This is a genomic window from Chryseobacterium glaciei, from assembly GCF_001648155.1.
GTDB classification, from domain to species: Bacteria; Bacteroidota; Bacteroidia; order Flavobacteriales; family Weeksellaceae; genus Chryseobacterium; species Chryseobacterium glaciei.
Map to the genome: position 1 here is coordinate 2,811,557 of NZ_CP015199.1, position 15,890 is coordinate 2,827,446.

8 protein-coding genes are annotated in these 15,890 nt (G+C 34.1%); 3 read left to right on the plus strand and 5 right to left on the minus strand.

The genetic code is table 11. The annotated features are described in order from the left end of the window. Positions 1-7 precede the first annotated feature (7 nt). The 3 genes from A0O34_RS12515 (at position 8) to argS (ending at position 3,848) form a co-directional block, all read left to right on the plus strand. Entirely contained in the window at positions 8-1,468 is a 1,461-nt protein-coding gene (locus tag A0O34_RS12515; protein WP_066755098.1) for a SusD/RagB family nutrient-binding outer membrane lipoprotein, read from the plus strand. A gap of 56 nt (positions 1,469-1,524) precedes the next feature. Further along, the gene (locus A0O34_RS12520) at positions 1,525-1,965 is read left to right on the plus strand and encodes a lipocalin-like domain-containing protein (RefSeq protein ID WP_066755100.1); all 441 of its coding nucleotides are present in this window, start codon (positions 1,525-1,527) and stop codon (positions 1,963-1,965) included. A gap of 122 nt (positions 1,966-2,087) precedes the next feature. Further along, positions 2,088-3,848 carry an arginine--tRNA ligase gene (gene argS, locus A0O34_RS12525; protein WP_066755102.1) on the plus strand — a complete coding sequence of 587 codons (1,761 nt, stop codon included), beginning with the start codon at positions 2,088-2,090 and terminating at the stop codon, positions 3,846-3,848. 55 nt (positions 3,849-3,903) lie between these two features. Here the strand turns inward: argS and A0O34_RS12530 are convergent, their stop codons facing one another. The 5 genes from A0O34_RS12530 to ccoN form a co-directional block, all read right to left on the minus strand. Further along, on the minus strand, positions 3,904-4,833 hold the full coding sequence (locus A0O34_RS12530) for a YihY/virulence factor BrkB family protein (protein ID WP_066755104.1): 930 nt from the start codon (positions 4,831-4,833) through the stop codon (positions 3,904-3,906). Between the two features lie 50 nt (positions 4,834-4,883). Continuing rightward, positions 4,884-7,211, minus strand: coding sequence for a translocation and assembly module lipoprotein TamL (gene tamL, locus A0O34_RS12535; protein ID WP_066755106.1), 2,328 nt, complete (start codon positions 7,209-7,211; stop codon positions 4,884-4,886). Further along, complete coding sequence (locus tag A0O34_RS12540) at positions 7,211-12,241, minus strand: translocation/assembly module TamB domain-containing protein (RefSeq protein ID WP_066755108.1); 5,031 nt, start codon at positions 12,239-12,241, stop codon at positions 7,211-7,213. The genes tamL and A0O34_RS12540 overlap by 1 nt, the downstream gene beginning before the upstream one ends. A gap of 291 nt (positions 12,242-12,532) precedes the next feature. Beyond that, positions 12,533-13,420: a cbb3-type cytochrome c oxidase N-terminal domain-containing protein gene (locus A0O34_RS12545; protein WP_066755110.1), complete on the minus strand. Its 888-nt coding sequence runs from the start codon at positions 13,418-13,420 to the stop codon at positions 12,533-12,535. Between the two features lie 19 nt (positions 13,421-13,439). Further along, on the minus strand, positions 13,440-15,719 hold the full coding sequence (gene ccoN / locus A0O34_RS12550; RefSeq protein WP_066755113.1) for a cytochrome-c oxidase, cbb3-type subunit I: 2,280 nt from the start codon (positions 15,717-15,719) through the stop codon (positions 13,440-13,442). Positions 15,720-15,890: the final 171 nt, after the last annotated feature.

The window sequence follows — 15,890 nt, forward strand, 5'->3', positions numbered from 1 at the left end:
ATTAATAATGAAAAAAATATTTTTAATACTAAGTTTTACTTCATTAATATTGACTTTAACTTCTTGTGAAAGAGATATAACGTCTTTAAATGAAGATCCGAAACACCCGTCAGAAGTTCCTTCTGGTGTGCTTTTCGCTAGTGCAGAACAGGTTTTGCTTGATCAGTTAATGACAACTAATGTTAATCGTAATATTTCTCGGTTTTTTACTCAACAGTGGTCTCAAACAACTTATATTGGTGAGAGTAGATATAATATGTCTTCAAGACCTATTCCAAGAAACCATTATAATTATATGATGGCATCATCTTCTGCTACAGTTAATTCTCCTGGAATTTTATCAGCACTAAGAGATGCTAAAAAATTTTTAGATGGAGAAGCGGGAACTCCTGCTCAAAAAAATAATAATCTTGCCATGATAGAATTGGTGAATGTTTATGCTTGGGCTAATTTAGTTGATACCTATGGAGATATTCCTTATTTTGGAGCATTAAAGGCTACTCCTGAAAATCCAGGGTCTGCAGAAATTCCTTATGATGATGCCAAAGTAATTTATTTGGATCTGATCAAAAGAGTTGATGATGCTCTCGCGATGATCAACGTTACTGAAAAAGGATACTCAAATGATTTGATCTATAAAGGAGATATGATTAAATGGAGAAAAATGGGAAATTCTTTAAAATTTAGAATGGCCGTTACTCTATCAGATGTGGAGCCTGCATTAGCTAAAACATATGCGGAAGCAGCATTTACAAATGGTTTATTTACAGCACCAGAGGATAATTTTGGATTAAAAACATTTCCTTCAGGACAGTTTTCTAATCCGGTTTATCAGGATGTAATACAATCTGGTAGAAATGATTTTGTTCCTTCAGATGTTTTGGTAAACTTTATGAATACTACTGTTGACCCAAGAAGAGCAGCTTGGTTTACAACTGTTGGAGGCGCTTATGTTGGAGGGGTATATGCTAGGCAAAACCCATTTAGTAATTATTCTCATTTTACCGATGCTATTACCGGAGAAAATGCACAGGGGTATTTATTAGATTACACTGAGATTTTGTTTTTGAGAACTGAAGCAGCGCAGAGAGGATTTAATGTTGGAGGTACTGCTCCTGCTTTGTACGCTGATGCTATTATGGCCTCTATGACAGAATATGGGATAAGTAACGCAAACGCAGTAACTTATATTGCTGCTAATCCTTATAACGCTGCCAATTGGAAAAAATCTATAGGAGAGCAGTCATGGGTTGCGATGTTTAATAAAGGTTTTCAAGCTTGGAATTTTTCTAGAAGATTAGATTTTCCAGTATTTGTGAATCCAAGTAATTCTGTTGTTGAATCAGTACCGGTAAGAATGAGATATTCTGATCAAGAATATCTTTTAAATGCTAATAGTGTGAATGCTGCTGCTACAAAGATTGGTGGAGATAAAGTGTCAACAAAAATCTTTTGGGATAAATTTTAAATTAACTGATAATAATCCAGACAAATATTTTGTCTGGATAATGAAAAGTATGTTATATGAAGTATATTATTGTCATTTTCCTTTTATTGGGAATGGTTTCATGCTCTACTGATGAGCCTAATGTTATTGTAGAAAATACAAGTATCAATGGAAACTGGAAACCTTATAAGTATATTTTTAGAGGTAAGGACATTATGTTAAACGAATGTGAGAGTAAGGGCCAGCTATTAATCAATACAGATTTCTCTGGAGTATATGAAAGATATGGTCTTTCAGACTCAGGCAATTGTAATACATTGGATTCATTTGAAGGGAACTGGAAGTATGATAATTTAAATACTTTAATACTAACCTATATAGAATCTGGAGCGACTAAAACACTGACTAAAAAAGTTAATTCATATTCTGATATAGAACTCCGAATTAATGATAATAGTAAAAATTTAGATAATGTACCCGGAAATGATGAAGGAATCTTAGTTTATAGAAAATATTAATTTATTTAACATTCATATTAAAAACCGCCTCTGGGCGGTTTTTTTATTTCCGTATATTTGTACTTCAAAATTGTGAGATCAAATAAGGCTAATTCTATCCGGTCTTAAAAAATAATAGATACATGAATATTAAAGATATATTAGAAGAAAAACTTTCGGAGATTATTTTAAACGTATACCAGTTGAAGGATATCAATCTGGAAGTTCAGGAAAATAAAACTGAATTTGAAGGTGACTTTACGATCGTAACATTTCCTTTGGTAAAGCAATTGAAAAAAAATCCCGAAAGTATTGGGGTTGAATTAGGCGAAGCTTTAACAGAACAAACAGAATTACTGGAAAGTTTTAATGTGGTTAAAGGTTTCCTTAATGTTAAAGTAAAAAATCAATTCTTTGTAGATCAGTTTAGATGGGTAACAGAAGGTTTTTCAAAAATAGAAAAGAAAAATTCTGCGGTGATGGTAGAGTATTCTTCTCCGAATACCAATAAACCTTTGCATTTAGGGCATGTCAGAAATAATTTATTAGGTTTTTCTGTTGCGCAGATTCTTAAAGAAGCAGGATATGACGTGATTAAATCTCAAATCATCAATGATAGAGGAATTCATATCTGTAAGTCAATGTTGGCTTGGGAGAAGTTTGGAAAAGGAGAAACTCCGGAAACTACCAATACAAAAGGAGATAAATTTGTAGGAAATTATTATGTAGAATTCGATAAAAACTACAAAAAAGAAATTTCTGAATTGGTTGCCCAAGGTTCAACTGAAGATCAGGCTAAAAAAGATGCTCCATTGATTGTTGAAGCTCAAAAAATGTTGTTGGATTGGGAAAATGGAGACGAAACCGTAAGAAATCTTTGGAAAGAAATGAATTCTTGGGTTTATAAAGGTTTTAGCGAAACTTACAAAAGATTAGGCGTTGATTTCGACCAAGTTCAATATGAAAGCAATACATATATTTTAGGAAAAGACCTTATTCAGCAAGGTTTGGAGAAAGGTATTTTATACCAAAAAGAAGATGGTTCGGTTTGGTGTGACCTTACGGATGAAGGCTTGGATCAAAAATTATTGTTGCGTTCAGACGGAACTTCGGTTTATATGACTCAGGATTTGGGTACGGCGGTTGAGCGTTTTAAAGAAAATAATATTCAGAAATTAATTTATACTGTAGGAAATGAGCAGGATTACCATTTTCAGGTTTTATTTAAGATCTTGAAAAAATTAGGATATTCTTGGGCAGATCAATTGTTCCATTTATCTTACGGAATGGTGGAACTTCCTAATGGGAAAATGAAATCCCGTGAAGGAACTGTTGTAGATGCAGACGACTTGATGCAGGGAATGTATGAAGAAGCAAAATTGAAAGCAACCGAACAAGGAAGATTAGAAGGTCTTTTGGACGAAGAAAAAGAAGTTTCATACGAAATTATAGGTCAGGCTGCATTGAAATATTTTATGCTAAAAGTTGATCCTAAGAAAAAAATGCTGTTCAATCCAGAAGAAAGTATTGATTTTAATGGGAATACAGGACCTTTCATTTTATATACTTATGCTCGTATTCAATCTTTATTATCTAAAGCGAATTATCAGCATAAAGAAGTTGCTGTAGTTGAGTTCAATCAACCAGAAAAGGAATTAATTATGCTTTTATCTAATTATAAAGGAATTGTTGAAAAAGCTGCAGAATCTCTGAGCCCAGCCTTAGTAGCCAATTATTTATATGATTTGGTTAAATCTTACAATTCATTCTATCAAAGTAATAAGATTTTAATATTGGAAGATGAAAATTTAAAGCAAGCTCGTTTGAACTTATCAGACCTTACAGCAAAAACGATACAAAAATCATTAGGGTTACTGGGAATAGGAACGGTAAACAGAATGTAAAAATAAAAGCCTCTCGAAATTTTCAAGAGGCTTTTTTATGTGTTTAATATCAGATTCAGACTTGAGGAGTTTGATTTTTGTGACTTTCTTCGTAAAGCTTTGCAGCGCTCCATTTTGCGTGTTTTGATGGAACAATTTTATATCCTTTTTTATAGGTATAAACCTTGGTAAATTCGGCTCCGAAGAACACGAGCATACAGGAATAATTAATCCACATCATAATTAAGATGACAGTTCCGGCTGTTCCAAAAGCAGATGTAGGTTTGAAATTTCCAAAGTAAAGACTCAATAAAAATTTACCTAATGTAAATAAAAGTGTCGTTAAAAAAGCGCCTTTCCAAACCGGTCTCCAATTGATTTGTACATCTGGAAGAAATTTGAACATTAATGCAAACATCAACATTACCAATCCGAAACCGACTCCAAAATTGACTAATTCTACTAATAAATAAGTCTCGAAACCGAAATATTTAGTAATGATATTATTGAAAACACTTATTAATGAAGATAAAATCATGGTAATCATTAATAAAAAACCAATCATAAGAATCATTCCTAATGAATTGGCTCTGTCTAATAAAAATTTAATTAAAGCTTTTTTAGGAGCAGACTGTACGTCCCAAAGACTATTCAATGAATGTTGAAGCTGGAAAAATAGAGTGGTAGAACCAAAAACCAAGGAACCAATCCCCACAATTTTCATGAAAATATTTTGTTTATCAATCAAAGCTCCGGCAATCATACTTTCTACACTTTTTGAAACTTCAGCTCCCATAATTCCGCTGATCTGGTTACTTATTTCACCACGAATAGCTTCTTCACCGAAGAAATTACCCGCGATCCAAATAATAATAATCAACAAACCAGGAATAGAAAAAATAGCATAATAGGCAAGACTCGCAGAATCTCTTGATGCGTTGGAATTATTCCATTCGTCGAAAGTTTCTTTTAAAACCTCCCAGAAAAATTTTGCGTTTTTTACCATACAATTGTGTTTAAATAGATCAACTAAAATCAATATTGAAAATCCAAAATTTAAAAAGGATATCCAATTGCTATATTTAATATAAGATTGTCTTTTCTCCAACTTGAGTCCCCGAAATTAATTCGGTCAACTGTCCATCGATCTCCTTTTTCATAATAAGGAACTCTCAATGGCATTGCCAGATCTAATCTTAAAATTAGAATAGAGAAATCAAGTCTTAGACCAACTCCGGCTCCTACGGCAATTTCATTAAAAAAATCTTTGGTGAATTTTGCTCCTGGTCTTGAAGGATCGTCATGCATTAGCCAAACATTTCCTGCATCTACAAAGGCAGCTACATTTAAAAATTTGTATAGATTAGCTCGATATTCAGCATTTAATTCTAATTTAATATCACCAGATTGATCTATTATAAATTCTTGCCCAACTTTTCGGGGATCAAAACTTCCAGGACCTAAAGTTCTTGCACGGAATGCACGAATACTGTTACTTCCTCCCGTAAAAAACTGTTTAGAAAAAGGGACAAATTCTGAATTCCCATACGGATAAGCTATCCCACCAATAAATCTGCTGGCAAATGAACTCTTCTCTGTAAATTTATGATAGAACCTTACATCATTTTCAATTTTTGCATATTGACTGAATGGAACTCCGAAAATTTCTTTTTGTTTATCTTTTTTAGCGTTGGCACCTGTTACTAATCCTGTAATATTTCCTGCAAGATCCAACGTTCCTTTATAGTAGAATGTATTGGTTTTCGGAAGCATAGTATTGGTATAAGTATAACTATAAGTAGGTCCGAAAATAAGTTGTTTGGCAACTACTCTTCGCATAGCATCACTTTTTGCGGCTAAGGAGTTATATAATTCTGTAACGTTTGCAGGCGAAACAAGTGTTATGTCAATTACCTTTAAATCATGTTCTTTTCTGGCATTCTCTTTCCATACATATCCAAATGAGGCACTAAAATTATTTAGCTTATAATATTCTGTACGGTTTAGTAATTCATAGCCTAACGTAATATTGGTTCTCGGAACAAAAGCACTCGAAGAATTGAAACGGAACGGCGCAACAATTCTTGGGATAGAAAGTTGAACATTCGCTCCCGCACGGAAAATATTTTTTGCATTTTCCTGACCTCCCATTTGTACATCAAAAGCTCCATAAACAGCTGCTTTAAATTGCTCTGCTCCTTTAAAGAAGTTTCTGTGAGTCCAGTTAAGGTTCAATTCACTACCTGCGTAATTAGCAGAGTTTGTTCTTCCTAAAGCTTCCAGTCTAAGTGACTGAATTTGTCTTGGTGTCAATAAATAATAGGCATCAAATTTATGGTTTAAAGAATCTGAAACAACAAATTCATTTTTCACAAATTTGAAGACTCCTAAACTGATCAAACGGTTTAAAGAAAGATTATGATTGGAGCGATTGTACAAATCACCTTTTTTAAAATATAATGCTCTGTCAAAAATTTTTGGTTTAAATTTATGCTGAGGATCAATTACATAAATATCATCATAGGCATACTTTGCAAGAGAATCCGGATTCATCGGAACACTGTATTTTCCTTTTTTTACATCCTGAATATTATAGGTAGGAAAAACAATCACATTATTAATGCTGAATTGCTCTGTTGCCAACTCCGGAGTGTCTTCTTTCAGTTTTACATTCAATTCAACTTTATGACCTTTGCTAACCGTACTGTCTGCCTGAACAATAATATTATCTGCACTGAAATAATAAAAACCTCTTTCTTTTAAGCCATTATCAATACGATCTCTTTCACTTTTAATAACATCAAGATCAAATGGATTTCCTGATTTTAAAAATGTTTTATTGGTAAAAGTCTGAATTTCTTTATTGATCAAAGAGGAATCTTTTTGAAATTTAACATTGCTTATTAAATATCTTGCTCCCGGTCTTAATGTATAAATTACCTGCGCTTTCTTGTTTTTAGAAACCGTATCGTAAGTTGCTTTTGCATTAAAATATCCTTTGTTTTCAGAATAATTCTGAATGATATCTTTGTTGAATTCACGATCAACATCTCCTAATAAAACAGGTTTTTCACCTACTTTATATTTTAGCCAATAATTAAAACCTTTATCTTTTTTTGGTTCTTTGGCGATGTTATAGAAATATAATTTTGGACGTAATCCTAATATCGTTGAATTAGGTTTTGGAACTAAATTCTCTTCCAAAGCAGCTTGAAGTTCGTTTTTATCTTTTTTGGAGATTGTATCATTTTCGATTTTTACTTCTCCTCCGGTATAAAGCATTTGTCCTTCCTTCAGAAACTTTGTATTACTACACGAAAGAGTAACCGCAGCAAATCCGGAAGCGAGCAAATATTTATAATATATATTCAATTTACTTTTCATTATTTAAATTCTACCACTTGGTTATTCTTATTTTCTTTTTTACGTCTGTCTTTTTTGTTTTTTTGAAAGATCTCACGGAATTTATCATAGTCTAAAGTGATAACGAAACCAACTCCTGTTTCTATGATCTGCCCCTGAAGTGTCACCTGATATTCATCTTTACGATACGCTCTAAGCATATATCTTCCGTCTTTTGAAAGGCTGTAATCTACAGTTACATTTCCTGCAATATTGGTGGTGTTTTCATTTTCGCGGGCTTGACCTTCCAGTGCGAAATTACTTCCCACCGAAACCTTTAGACGGTCATTTAATAATCTTTTACTAACACCCACATTAAGATCTGTTCTTGTATTTTTTTGTCCGCTTGAGTAATCCTCAGAAGAATCAAGACCTAGATCAATATCAACTCCTTTGATTAAACCTGATGCCAGATTGTTCAATTGTTGAGAAAGAAGCTTACTTACACTTTGTCTCGCCATTCCTTCAGCGGACATTCCTGCGCTGGATTCAAATGGGTTTTCACCTATGAAGCGACCTAATAAAAGTAAAGCAAAAACCTGTTTATTCATTTCAGATTCCTGCGTTCTGAGTTGGGCAAGTTTTGTAGTTACAGTTTCTGTTACGTCCGATGAAACTGCATTATTTTTATCATCCGTTGTGATATCAAAACTGATTTCAGGTTTCAATAATTCACCTTTCATTTTTAACAATGTATTGAAAGAGATTCTTTGTTTATACTGATTCAATTTAGAAGCATCATCTCCGGCCAGCTGCTGCTCAACAAGGTCAATAGGAGGAGCCTGAGTTTTATAGACGGCTGTAATATCCATCATTGCTGTGGTAGGCTCACCAGTCCAAGTGATTGTACTTCCTTTTTGGATGTCAAATTTACGTTTCAGAACACTTACAGAAAGTTCATAAGATCCCTTTTCTACTTGATAGACTCCGACAAGCGTCATTTTTCCTGATGGATCAACTCCTCCAGTTAGTTCCGCTTCTCCCTGTAGTTTTACAAAATCACCATTGGCTTTATCAATGATAATCGACATTTTGGCTTCTTTGCTTACTTCGATATTCACACTTACATCCATTCCTTTGATGCGGTTTTGAGCTTTCAGAGAATCTGCTTTAATGGTTTTGTTTAATACCACCTGATCCTGATCAATAAACTCTACAATCCCATCTCTTTCCTGTAATGAAGGGCTGGTTTGCGGAAGAACGAAAGAGAAATCTGTATTATCAGAAACGGCTAATGTTCCGTCAACTTTTGGTAGGTCTAAGTTTCCTCTAATGTGCAATGCTGCATCAATCGCCAAAATTCCATACATCATGGCGTCATTAGATTTTTCTGAGTTAACTACTTTGAATTTTTTAGCATTAAGATCAAGATTAAAAGCGTAATCTTTATAATTTTGAGTAAGAACTGCGCCATTGATAACAAGAGCATTTCCGTCTTTATCGTTAATTTTAAATTTATCAAATTCAATTCCTCTGCTTGTAAAATCAATCTCGTCATTCAGTTTTCTGAAATCACTTCCTGTTTTTGCGATCTCCAAACCAACATCATTGAATTTTACTTTTCCTAAAATATTAGGTTTGTCGGCACTTCCTGTAATTTTCAGATTTCCTGAAAGATAACCTTCCGTATTGGTAATCGCATTCATAGAGAATCCTTGTGCAGATTTCATTTGAAGCTTGTTAATCGCCATATTCAGGTCAAATGTGCTTGAAGAAGTGTTGTAATCTCCCAAGATTTTCACATCATTATCATTTCCGGAAAGGGCAATATCAGCATTTAAAAGATTAGGTGAAGTATTGTTGACTTTCACAGCAAGATTTCCAACCGGATTTCCATAAACGAATAAATCTGAAACCGTAAGATCAGAATTAAATGTCATATTTTTCGTTAAATCTCGAAGCTGAGCAGTTCCGTTGATGGTTCCTTTTGCTAAAACAGTATCTTTTTTAATAATCTCGGTGATGGTTTCAATTTTGAAATCTTTCAACGAAATATTTAGAGGATTGTTTGGAGATTGAGTTTCGGATTGAAGTAAAATCTCGCTTCCTCCATTAGAAAGTCTGAAATTATCAGCCAAGATTCCTTTGCTGCTGATCTGGATTTTATTTCCTTCACCAACTGTCCAATCGCTGTAATTTAATTTTAAACCATTTGGATTTAAAGATATTTCTGTAATGTCGTTCAGTGATTTTGCGTTTCCTGCAATCAGGAATTGAGTCACATCTTTTTCGTCTTTGGTAGTGATGTTATAATTGATAATATTATTGGCAACATCTCCATTAATATTCACTTTATTTAAAGCTAAACTTGAGCTTTTCAATGCTGCTACGCCAAGATTATACTGTAAAGCCTGATTTTCATTCGTGACTTTTAATGAAGCATTTTCAATAGAATTTTCACCGTACAGCAATTGTGGAATTTGTCCGTCGATTTCAATTTTCTGAGAATCTGCGTCATAATTTCCAACTAAATTGATCGTTTCAAAACTTTTCAGATCCGGAACAAATTTTCTGATCAGATCATCGTTTTTAATTTTTGCATTAAAAGTAAAATGTTGCCCTGCATCAATTTTCTGAGCCTTACCGGGCTTTTGGAATTGATAGTATTGATTAATTGTATTGGCTAAAGATCCGAAGATCTGCGTTAATTTATATTTTCCTGCAAGTTCAACATCCGCAATTTGCGAGTTGAAAATAATTTTGGTTGAATCATTGGTTGAAGAAGCCTTTAAATTAACTTCCTGAATCGGATACACTTCTTTCGTATCAGAAAAAGCAAAATTTTGAAGATTTAAATATCCGTTAAGATTATCAGGATCAAGATTGGTGAAATCACCGTCAATTTTTCCTCCGATGATCATTTGTTTATCATAGAAACCAAGCTTGTTTAAGTCTAATTTAATGATGTCTCCGTTTACTTTTACGGTAGGATTTTTTTCATTATAAACTCCGGAAGCTATTAATTTTAAATTAGCATTCGGGTCTTTAGAGTTTAAAACAATATTATAAACGCCACGGTTGATCTTGCCTGTGAGATCCATATTTTGATAACGATAACCTTTATAAACTGCCGATGCAACATGACCTTTTAAGTCAGCGTTTGCATTTTTAAAATCAAAACTTTCTCCTTTTGCCGAAATTTGAGCCGTGATAGGTCCAATATCTTTATTTTGAATAAATTTTCCGACCTGTAAACCTTGAAGATTGGCTTTCACATTATACAACTCATGGTTTTTTCTGCGCATATCTACTTGAGCAATAATCGCAGCGTTACCAAGGGTTGAATACAGATTAAGATTGGTATCTACGACTTTCGTTGTGCCTTTTGCGGTTCCTTTTATGCTGAAATTTGATGGCAGAGAAATATTGGCCGGAATCGTATTTTTAGGAACTAAATTATAGATCGTTTTTGCCGATGAAGACAATTCTGCAATTCTCAGATCGTAATACAGATTGTCAGGATTCATCGCATTTTTAATTCTTCCTGATGCCGCAACTCGTAATTGATCCAATCCTGAAACTTTCAGATCCTGAATCAGTAAATCATTCACAATTCCTTTTACATTGGCGTTTACATTCAATATGGCGTTTGGATATTTGTTGAATGGAACGGTATTTCTTAACGTCGGAACCAAATTTAAAATATCAGAAAAACCAATTTTAGAATCTTTGATATTCGCTGAAATTTTTACGGTTCCTGGGTTTGAACTTAACTGTTCGATCGAATTATAATTTAAAATAACCTCATCTCTGATAAGCGTTTTCGGAGTCTGTAAATAAAGATCTTTCAAGTAAGCTTCTTTTTCACCATACACAAAATCGGTGTTGAATTTTTGAATATCCAAACCTCTCGCTTCCTGAATTTCCGCTGAATTTACAGTTCCCGCGAAAGTATTATTCTCCATTTTAAAGCTTCGAACCTCAATATTCATTTTAGAAAAATTCATGTGGTTGAAATCCATTCCCTGTTTTGTAGGAGCAATCGCGGTGTTGTTGTAAGCTACTTTTACGTCATTTAAAACCAATTTTCCTAAAAGCAGTTTCATTGCTTTTTCTTTGTCGGAATTGGTTGATGGTTCAGGTTCTTTCGTGTTTTTTGGATTGGCATTTTGTGCCGGAAGATATAAGTTGGCGTTGATGTCTGCTCCCGAAAGAAATACATTTCCAACATTATAAGCATTATTTTCAAGATCAAGTTTGTTGACTTTCGTACTTAATTCTTTAAATAAAACCTTTGCAAATGTTTTGGTATTGTCGTCTCCGTAATCAATGTCGAAATTGGTTAGTTTAATTCCTCTTAACCCAATCTGCATAGGTTTTTGGTTGTTGAGAGAATCCACTTTTTTCTCTACTTTTTTGGAAACCTCCTTTACAAGATCTTGTTTAAGTTTTAATTTTAATCCGTCAAGATTAATGTCATTAACGGCGTATGTGTTTTTAGTTAAATCAAAAGTTTTAACTCTGGTGTCGAAAGATTTGAAATATAATTTAATATCATTATTCGATTGTTGATCGTTGAAAGTAACGCCAATATCTTTTAAATTAATTTTATCAAGAGAGATAATGAATGGTTTTGACGGACTTTCTTCTTTATCAGTCGTCGCAAAAGCATCCATAATATAATCGAAATTGAATTTTCCGTCCGGTTTTCTTACCACATTCGCGCGAACGCCTTCCAGATCAACAGACGTAATATCTGCGGTGGAATTGATTAGTTTAAGCATATTTAAACCTACATCCAGTTTTTTTACGGCAAGAAGCGTATCAATATTTTGGCCTTTTAAATACAAATTTTCCATAACAAGACTGTTTGGAAACCCTATATAAACCTTTTCTAAGCTTACTTTTGTTTTGATTTTTTTCTCAAGATAGACAACCAATTTGTCTTTGATGAAGTTTTGAACCGCCGGAAGCCTTAAGCTGAATATAAGCAAAGTGAGGAAAACCAATATTGAAATAAGGGTTATTGCAATACGCTTTAGGATCTTTCTTTTATTAAATTTAAGTTTCAAATGTAAGTGGTTTGTAACAAAGATAATAAATCATTTTTCATTGAATATTAATTTTCTTTGTTGTATTAGCACTTTGCAAGTACAAAAATCCTGCCTTGGCCGACTATTATGGAATTTAGTTTAGCTAGTCAAGTGAATTAGTTGATAAGAACAGCCAAGACATGGATTTAGGTTAATATTTTTAAAAGCCCTCTTTCTAATCATTTTTTTTTCGTTGAAAAGGTGTGATGCAAAAATGAAATCAAATGTTAGTGTTTAAAAGAGGGCATGGTTGATATTTAGGTATAAATTTTATTCGTTGTTATTTTCCCATTTTACTTCTTCTCCCTGCGGTGCGGCACCTCCCTGAGCTTCGGTAATAGGCGTTGTTTCCTGATTGATATGATAAACATACGCTGCAATTTTTTCGGCATCTCTTCCTGTGATGGTTCCTTCTTTGATAAAAGGTCTCATGGTTGGATTATTTGGAGATCCATTTTCAAGCATCCAGAATACATTTTTAAATAAACTTTTTTCTTTAATGTTGATCCAGTGCGTATCGGTAAGATTCGGGCCGATTCCTCCTTTTGCGCCATCTCCGTGGCAGGTAACGCAATTTGTTTTAAATAATTGTTCACCTTCTGCAATGTTGTCTGCGCTGTATTTTGCGGTTTCCAGACTGATCTGTGGAGCCGTTTTTTCATATTCTGTGATTGATGCCAACATGGTTTTGGTTTCTTTGTTTAATTCAGCTTCAGGATGGGCGTAATCTGTAAAAGCAAAAGCAAATAAATAGACTGCGCAGAAAATACATCCGAACCAAAATAAACCGATCCACCATTTGGGTAAAGAATTATCAAGTTCTGTGATTCCATCGAAGCCATGATCGATCAGAATATCTTTTTCCTCGGTTGCAGATTGTTTTTTAAAGGCTGAATTCCAAAGTTTTTGATAATAAGGTATATTCTTTTCGTTTAAATATTCTTTTCTCTCATCTTCTGATAACCTGCTGAATCTTTCATTTTCAACCAAATCTCCAACAGAATTCATAATGAGAAGTAAAATAGTCGTAATCAATATCAATGCCCAGAAAAAAGGTGAAGAAAAATATCCTGAATCCTGTGCAAACATTTCGAATGCCATGATCGTTAAACCAATTGTTGCAGCAATATATATTGAAATTGGGGTTCTCGTTTTCATTGTAATAAAAATTTAATGATTACTTTATGCTTGCTGTTTTGATCTCCGTTGTCTTAATATCGGTTCCTAATCTTTGCAGATAGGCAATCATTGCTATGATTTCTCTTTGCTCAAGCGGAACGAATGAAGTGCCTTTGGCAACTTTATCTTTTTCTACTTGATCTCTTACATCAGTAGCTTCAGAATAAATTCTTTTAACGATAGCTTTCGATTGATTATCTGCCCATTTTCCGGCTGAATCTATTTCAGCTTTTGTGTACGGAACATCGAAACTGTTTTTCATTAATTTCATTTTATCCACCATTTGAGAGCGATCCAGTTTATTTGTAATCAACCAAGGGAAACGTGGCATAATTGAACCTGCGGAAGTAATTCTTGGGTTATACATATGTTTAAAATGCCATGAATCTGGGTTTCTTTCTCCTTCCCGGTGTAAATCTGGTCCGGTTCTTTTTGATCCCCATAAAAATGGTCGGTCATAAACGAATTCTCCTGCTTTTGAATATTGCCCGTTTTTACCGTCAAACCTCATCACTTCATCACGGAAAGGTCTTACCATTTGTGAGTGACATGAGTTACAGCCTTCGCGGATGTACAAGTCTCTTCCTTCTAATTCTAATGGTGAATAAGGTTTCACGGCTGTAATTTCAGGAACGCTTTGTTTAAGAGATAGGGTAGGGACAATCTCTATCAATCCTCCAATTGAAATCACTACAAAAGCTAGTATGGATAATAATTTTGGTGTTCTTTCCAGCCAAAGGTGTGCGCCTTCGCCTTCTTTTCTGCTGCTTCCGATATTAGCTAAAGCAGGTGCTTCTGCAGGTACATTTTTTTGGAATGATCCGGCTTTGATAGTTTTAATAACATTCACAACCATTAAGATTGCCCCTGAAAGATAAAGCAGTCCTCCTACAAACCTCATTTTAAAGTAAGGAATAATTGCAGTTACGGTATCTAACCAGTTTTTATAGAGTAAAGTTCCGTCCGGATTGAATTGTTTCCACATTAATCCTTGCGTAAATCCTGAGATATACATGGGTACGGCATAAAAGATAATTCCTAAAGTACCCAGCCAGAAATGCCAGTTTGCTAATTTTTTAGACCAAAGTTGGGTTCTCCACATCACAGGAATCAAATAATAGATAACTCCGAAAGCCATGAAACCATTCCATCCAAGTGCTCCTAAGTGAACGTGACCAATAACCCAGTCTGTGTAATGACCAATTTTATTTAAAGATTTTGTTGCTAAAAGTGGACCTTCAAAGGTTGCCATCCCATAACAGGTAACGGCTACGACAAAGAATTTAAGAATAGGATTTTCTCTTACTTTATCCCACGCACCTCTTAAGGTTAAAAGTCCGTTCAGCATTCCTCCCCAAGATGGAGCGATCAGCATGATGGAGAAACCTGTTCCCACAGCCTGAGCCCAAGCTGGTAAAGCGGTATATTGAAGGTGGTGCGGACCTGCCCACAGATAAACGAAAATCAAAGACCAAAAGTGAATAATGGAAAGTTTATATGAAAAGACAGGTCTGTCAGCAGCTTTAGGCATAAAATAATACATCAAACCTAAAACCGGAGTCGTTAATACGAATGCAACCGCATTGTGACCATACCACCATTGAACCAAAGCATCTTTTACTCCTGCATAGACAGAATATGATTTCCAGCTTGTGAATGATAACGGAACTTCAAGATTATTAAATATATGAAGCATTGCCACAGCAATCCAAGTTGCGATGTAAAACCAAATGGCAACATACAAATGTCTTACTCTTCTTTTTGCAATTGTTCCAAACATATTGATTCCGAAGATGATCCATGAGAATGCGATTAAAATATCGATCGGCCATTCGTGTTCTGCGTATTCTTTAGAGGTATTAATTCCCATTAAGAAAGTGATCACAACGCTGACGATCATTATTTGCCAAGACCAGAAATGCAACCAGGATAATGTATCGCTGTACATTCTTGTTTTTAATAGTCTCTGCATACTATAGTAAGCTCCGCAAAAGAATGAATTACAGACAAATGCAAAGATCACGGCACTTGTATGAAGCATTCTGATTCTTCCAAATCCCATTGCACCCTGAGTATTAATCAACCCTTGAATATTTCCGGATGCTAAACTTTTAATCGTAGTATCATCTGTTCCAAATAAAAATTCAGGTAATTCTGGGTAGAAAAGCATTAAAGCAGCCGTAAGACCGAGTAAAAATCCGACCAAACCAAATACAATAGTAGCATACAAGAATGCTCTGACAATATTATTGTCATAATTAAATCTTTGCGTCTCCATAATTCCAATTGTGTGTACCGAAGTGATAAATTTTTCTTTTAAAATGGTTTTATTGGGTAAATTTTTAAACCAAATTTTAGGATGAAATAAATATCATGTAACGTGTATAATGTTTTGCCAAAGGTATTTATTAACTTTGTTAGAGGCTATTAGATAAACTTCTAAAATATA

Bases quoted from the DNA above. Each gene is read 5' to 3' on its own strand.
- A0O34_RS12515 (WP_066755098.1), top strand. From the start codon at position 8: ATGAAAAAAATATTTTTAATACTAAGTTTTACTTCATTAATATTGACT.
- A0O34_RS12520 (WP_066755100.1), top strand. From the start codon at position 1,525: ATGAAGTATATTATTGTCATTTTCCTTTTATTGGGAATGGTTTCATGC.
- argS (WP_066755102.1), top strand. From the start codon at position 2,088: ATGAATATTAAAGATATATTAGAAGAAAAACTTTCGGAGATTATTTTA.
- A0O34_RS12530 (WP_066755104.1), bottom strand. From the start codon at position 4,833: ATGGTAAAAAACGCAAAATTTTTCTGGGAGGTTTTAAAAGAAACTTTC.
- tamL (WP_066755106.1), bottom strand. From the start codon at position 7,211: ATGAAAAGTAAATTGAATATATATTATAAATATTTGCTCGCTTCCGGA.
- A0O34_RS12545 (WP_066755110.1), bottom strand. From the start codon at position 13,420: ATGAAAACGAGAACCCCAATTTCAATATATATTGCTGCAACAATTGGT.
- ccoN (WP_066755113.1), bottom strand. From the start codon at position 15,719: ATGGAGACGCAAAGATTTAATTATGACAATAATATTGTCAGAGCATTC.